At 67.3% G+C, this 1,597-nt stretch carries 1 protein-coding gene and 1 pseudogene; both read left to right on the plus strand.

The features are described from left to right. The coding region (locus KUF83_RS23320; protein ID WP_217456753.1) for an RICIN domain-containing protein at window positions 1-899 on the plus strand (899 nt) is incomplete at its 5' end. 90 nt (window positions 900-989) lie between these two features. Beyond that, window positions 990-1,597: pseudogene (locus tag KUF83_RS23325) on the plus strand (hydrolase); the annotation flags it as partial.

The raw sequence follows: 1,597 nt of genomic DNA on the forward strand, positions 1-1,597 counted from the left end.
TGAAGGCGACGCTGAAGCCGCGGCAGATCATCTGGTTCGGGTCGAAGGAGGAGCGGCCGTACACGCTGGCCGTGCAGCGGTCGGGGGTCACTCCGCTGGATGTCGAGGGCACGTACGTGCAGCGGGGTTTCCTGCCGCGCTGGCTCGCGACCTTCCTGGGCGTCTTCATGGCACTGGCGATCACGTTCGTGATGCTGTGGATCGCCTACAAGCCCCAGGTCCGCAGCCAGGCCAAGGAGTTCCAGGAGGCCGGCGTCAGCGCCCTGCCGCCCGAGTCCTCTCCGTCGGCGCCGGTGCCCTCGCCCTCGGTGCCGAAGCAGGACGTCGAGCCGGTCCAGTCCGCCCCGGTGGACAAGGGCGGCGACGGCGGCGCGCCGGCGTCCCCGTCGGCCGAGGAGAAGCCCAAGAACGAGGTGCCCACGGGCAATGTCCTCCTCCGCAACCTGTCCACCGGGCGGTGTGCCGACCTCCCCGACGAGGGCGAGGGCAAGAAGGACGGCCGGGTCCAGCAGTTCTCCTGCAAGCAGACCGCCGACGACAACCAGCTCTGGAACCTGGAAGTGAAGATCCCGAAGGGAGGGCCCGGAGGAGAGGCCGATCTCTTCCAGATCCGCAACGTCAAGGACCAACTGTGCATGGACCTGCCGAACTTCGGAGCCAACCCCATTCACACACGCGTCACGGAGTTCACCTGCAACGGCACGAAGGCCGACAACCAGTTGTGGTGGCTGGAGAAGCAGGAGAGCGGCGCCTACTGGATCCGCAACTTCGCGAGCAACGGCGCGTGCCTCGAAGTCGCGGGCAACAATGACATCCGAGACGAAGTAACCCTGATGCTCTTCAACTGCACCGTCACCGATGACCAGGAGTGGCAGATCGTCCAGCCTTCCCAGGGCTGAGAGGCGGGGCAGCGGGCCGCGCCTCTTCGGGCACGGGTCGTGCCCCGGGGCTTCCTGACCCGGGCCCGGCCCGGCAAGTAGCGTCCGAGGGTGAGCCTTTGGACTTCTCTCGAACCCGCGTCGGCGACCGTTGATCCCGGTGGTAGTACGACTGTGCGGTTGCGTGTGCGCAATACCGGTGACGTGGTCGATGAGTACCGCTTCGAGGCGGTTGGTGATCTGGCGCCCTGGACGAGTGTGGAGCCGCAGTCGTTGCGGTTGTATCCGGGGACGACGGGGTCGGTGGAGTTGTCGTTCGCGCCGCCGCGTACGCCGGATGCGACGGCGGGTCCGAATCCGTATGCGGTGCGGATCACGCCGACGGAGCATCCGGAGGCGGTCACGGTCCCGGAGGGGAACTTGACGATCACGCCGTTCACGGAGGTGCGGGCGGAGCTGGTGCCGCCGACGGTGAAGGGCAGGTTCCGGGGCCGGCCGAAGCTGGCGGTGGACAACCTCGGCAACACGAAGGTCACGGCGTCGGTCGGCGGGAGTGACAACGGCGATCAGCTCTCGTATGACATCCATCCGAGCAATGTGCAGATCGAGCCGGGTCGTGCGGCGTTCGTGAAGGCGACGCTGAAGCCGCGGCAGATCATCTGGTTCGGGTCGAAGGAGGAGCGGCCGTACACGCTGGCCGTGCAGCGGTCGGGGGTCAC

Source organism: Streptomyces sp. BV286, from assembly GCF_019090165.1.
Classification (GTDB): domain Bacteria; phylum Actinomycetota; class Actinomycetes; order Streptomycetales; family Streptomycetaceae; genus Streptomyces.